The 4,002-nt window shown below is 45.4% G+C and carries 4 protein-coding genes and 1 pseudogene; 1 reads left to right on the forward strand and 4 read right to left on the reverse strand.

What is annotated here, in order from left to right:
• Positions 1-296: pseudogene (locus AB5H98_RS12875) on the forward strand (mobilization protein); the annotation flags it as partial.
• 20 nt (positions 297-316) lie between these two features.
• Here AB5H98_RS12875 and AB5H98_RS12880 read toward each other — a convergent pair.
• The 4 genes from AB5H98_RS12880 to AB5H98_RS12895 form a co-directional block, all read right to left on the reverse strand.
• A complete protein-coding gene (locus tag AB5H98_RS12880; protein WP_367926291.1) occupies positions 317-1,078 on the reverse strand; it encodes a 4Fe-4S binding protein in 762 nt (253 codons plus the stop codon).
• 133 nt (positions 1,079-1,211) lie between these two features.
• Entirely contained in the window at positions 1,212-1,367 is a 156-nt protein-coding gene (locus tag AB5H98_RS12885) for a CD1871A family CXXC motif-containing protein (RefSeq protein ID WP_176928143.1), read from the reverse strand.
• 22 nt (positions 1,368-1,389) lie between these two features.
• Complete coding sequence (locus tag AB5H98_RS12890) at positions 1,390-3,186, reverse strand: ATP-binding cassette domain-containing protein (protein ID WP_367926292.1); 1,797 nt, start codon at positions 3,184-3,186, stop codon at positions 1,390-1,392.
• The coding region (locus tag AB5H98_RS12895) for an FtsX-like permease family protein (protein WP_367926293.1) at positions 3,183-4,002 on the reverse strand (820 nt) is incomplete at its 5' end. The genes AB5H98_RS12890 and AB5H98_RS12895, both read right to left, overlap by 4 nt.

Raw genomic sequence — 4,002 nt, forward strand, 5'->3', positions numbered from 1 at the left:
TGGACTCTGCCCTAACTGAGTATGCCGGGCTTCGGGAGCGGGCCCAGGACTTCGCCCCAGTGCAGCTCTATAAAGCAAAACAGGCCATCCGCCCCGGTAAGGAGCAGGAAGCGGAGAATCGGGCGCAAGAGGTTTACGGCGAGAAGTACAACCCGCTTCTGATGTTTGACAGCAAAAAGGCGGTTTCCCGTATGCTGCATGAAGATATGGAGCGACAGGCTGTGCGGAGAATCGTACGGCAGGCGCAGAAGGGGCAACAGATTTTTCAAAACAAAAAGAGTGAACAGGAACGGTAAACCCCGTTCCTGTTCACTAATTACTCTTGCGACACCCGAGAGTTATCCTTTTTCTTCATGGACTTTGAAACCGCACAATATTCGATAGCGTGAGTGGGACAAATATTCTTGCATTTTCCACATCGAATACACTCTAAACTGTTGGCATTCTTTACCGGATCGCACCCCATCTTGCAGGCTTTTGCACACGCACCACAGTTGACACATTTTTCTGAATCCACGCGGTAGCGCAAAATAGAAACTGGGTTGAACAAGGAATAAATTGCGCCTAAAGGGCAGATGTACTTACAAAATGGCCGGTAAATTAGTATGGACACCAAAATGGTTACGATTAAAATGACATTTTTCCAAGCGTACAGCCATCCTACTGTGGCTCGCATTGTATCATTCAGCAGCACCAAGGGAATTCCGCCTTCCAAAGTTCCGACCGGACAAATCAGCTTGCAGAACCAAGGGTAACCCTGGCCAATCATATCAGTGATATACAGCGGAAGAAGAATAACGAATACCAAAAGAATCCCGTATTTCAGCCAGCGCAACTGACGGTCACCCTTAAATGTACGGATCTTCAACTTGGAAGGAAGCGGGATTTTGTTTAGCAGATCCTGAATCAAACCAAATGGACACAGCCAACCACATACAAAGCGGCCCATGAACGTACCGACCAAAATCATAAAACCGGCAACATAAAAGGCAAACTTATACTCGTAGCTTCCAATAGTGGCCTGCAAAGCACCAATGGGACAGGCCGCTACAGCGCCAGGGCAAGAATAGCAGTTCATGCCCGGTACACAGATATTCTTTATCTTTCCTTGATATATTTTTCCTCGGACAAAGCCGATGAGATAACTATTGGTGATAACCGCCCATAAGACTTGAAAAAAATGGCGGAATCGTTCTGATTTCTTTGCTTGTTTATCCAATTCCAATGCACTCCAAACAGATATTGATGGCCTTGCTCATGACGATAGCATACTCCTCCCGCCAGATTCCAAGACTCAGAAATATAACACCGATGACTAGCAACAATACCGTGATCCAGTTGGAATGAAAGATATTTTTTTGCTTCATTGGGTTTCCTCCTTAATGTCACTCATTCCCTCAACGCTTTTGCAGGGTCTGTTCGCAGTAATTTTGCGTTGGCTATGGCAGTAATAAACCATACCAGAAGGACGGTTCCGCAAATGCTCCCAGCAAACTGAAGCGGGGCAATATGAACCGGAAGAATCCCTGACAGGGTGGTGAGAAGGAGTGCAAACAATGTGGTTGTCAAGGCCGAAAGAGACGACAACAGCAGGCTTTCCCAAAGAAGCATCTTTTGGATCTGTCCACGATGATATCCGAGCGCCATCAGAAGTCCTATTTCACCCGAGCGCATACGAGCCAGCTTCATCAGTAGCATCCCACTGATGGTAAGTGCAATCACAACAATGAAGACTGATACAAGAATAAACATCGTTTGCAACTGCAAAAAGGTCTCTTTCAAACTTTCCACCTGTTTTGCAGCTGTAATAGGAACGATTCCCTGCTCTGTAAGCTGTGCAACTACTTCCAGAACTTCGTCAAAGCCGTTGACCTGATAAGTCACCGATACAGGGGACTCATCCCCTTGCAAAGTGCCATAGAGCTCCTGTTCCGTTTTTGCATCCAGGTAGTAGTCATCAAAACTGCCACTGTAAATGCCGCTGATTTGCAGTTTCCTTGAAAAATTACCACAGGAGAAGACGATTTCTTTTCCAATCAGCGTACGGATATCCTGTGCAAACTGTTTGGCAAGGGATGGCGTGATAGCAATCTCCCCATCTCTGGGCATGACACCGATGTTCATGGACTCGTTGGAAATGCTGCCAAATTGTTTTGGCGAAACAGAAAGGCTGTGTCCTCCAAATTCTATTTTGCACTCTGGGACTGGATACTGTATATAGTACTGCTGGATATCCGGAGATCGTTCAAGCAGTGAAAGTACATCTTCTACCTTGTCATTTTCCTTCAGTAAAATCTGTCCCCAGGAGAACGCGGTATTTTTTTGCTCAAAGTGATTGATTTTTTCTTCTATTATGTTTTGTGAAGAGAATGACATAAGTATCGCACATACTGCAATCGTTACTGCAAGAGAAACTCCCAAAAATCGTTTGAGATGCGTCTTGAAGTTGTGCAATGCTCTCTTAAACATAGAAACGGGCACATCAGGAAGTGCTTCCTTTTGCATTAAAACTGTAACTGCCTGTTTTTTCGCCTCTTTCCATACTCTGCATTTACCATCTTCTATGGTGACAACCTCATCTGCATAATCACAGATTTTACGGTCGTGAGTAATAATCAAGACCGGGCTTTGTTTTGCAATCTCCGAAAGAATTGCCATAATCTCATCCGCAGTTTTACGATCAAGGGCTCCGGTCGGTTCGTCGGCCAGAATCACCTGGGGATTTCCAGCCAACGCCCGCGCAATAGCCACACGTTGTTTTTGCCCACCGGAAAGGTTTTCTATTTTCTCGTTTGCCTTTTCTTCAATATTAAGACGACGCAACAGAGAGAGAGCCCATTCTCTATTTTTGGCGTTATCCTGACAGGTCAGTTCAGCGGCTAACAGGATATTCTCCAGCACTGTATAGCCTGTGAGCAGATGATATTCCTGAAACACAAAACCGATGGTATGCTTGCGGTACTCGCAAAGATCTTCATCCGACAGTTCCGAAAGTGCTTGCCCATCCACCAGAATTTTTCCGCTGTATTCTCGATCAAATCCCGCGAGAAGGTTAAGCAGCGTACTTTTTCCCGATCCGGATGCACCTAACAGGCAGGTAATGCCGTTCTCTCCAAATGTATAGGAAAATCCATCCAGCACGATTTGATCGCCATATTTTTTTGAAATATTGTTCAGTTCTATCATCCGCGTCCTCCTGTTTTCAAGGCAGTTAGCGGATTAACCGAGGTAGAAATAAGGCAAGTCTCTGCAAAGCAGAAGACAGACACGCCAAAACTAAGCGCACATCCCAGCCAAAGAGGAACACTCAGCAATAGCGCCACAATCATGCAAAAAAGTCCGGTAAATAAGAACATTACCGTATATTCCACCAGCGTCAGCAATACGATATCACTTTTTGTATAGCCACAGAGGCGATAGACAGCATACTCTTTCCTGCGCATGAAGCCGCAAACCAAGCAGACGGAAAGAGCAGCCAATACGGAAAGTATGACAATCAAAGCGGAAGAAAGACCAGTCTGCACCAGAGCAGTTCCCTTTAGTCCCATAATGTCCCGAATCAGCTCAGCCTGTCCCAGCGGCACAATGCCCTTTGCCATCAATTCATCGTAAAGTTCCAAAAAATGCTCGGGAGAATCTGCGCGGATAGTGAAACTAAAACTGGGATTTTCTTTTTCTGCCTGAGCATAAATATCTTTCATAATTGCCAATGACGGAAACAGGGAATCCTCGTACTCGAACTGCTCAACTTTTCCATCAAATTCAATGCCGTAAGAGGTATCTGCTATACCGGAAACCTTAGCGTTAAAGGAAATAGGCATTGCCACCGGCTTACCACTGTCCCAGTTATAGACCGAACCGATAAAGGAAAGCTCTTTTCCGAGAATCTCTTCATTGGCATAGCCCATTTTTTTTACTAAGATTTTAGGCAAAACGATTTCGTTTTTACTGTTATCGGCGATGCGGCCGGCAATTATCTGATTGTAGTTTGGGGACTGTCCG

This window comes from uncultured Ruthenibacterium sp., assembly GCF_963558415.1.
In the GTDB taxonomy this organism is placed as follows: domain Bacteria; phylum Bacillota; class Clostridia; order Oscillospirales; family Ruminococcaceae; genus Ruthenibacterium.

Bases quoted from the DNA above. Each gene is read 5' to 3' on its own strand.
- AB5H98_RS12885 (WP_176928143.1), bottom strand. From the start codon at position 1,367: ATGAAGCAAAAAAATATCTTTCATTCCAACTGGATCACGGTATTGTTG.
- AB5H98_RS12880 (WP_367926291.1), bottom strand. From the start codon at position 1,078: ATGAACTGCTATTCTTGCCCTGGCGCTGTAGCGGCCTGTCCCATTGGT.
- AB5H98_RS12890 (WP_367926292.1), bottom strand. From the start codon at position 3,186: ATGATAGAACTGAACAATATTTCAAAAAAATATGGCGATCAAATCGTG.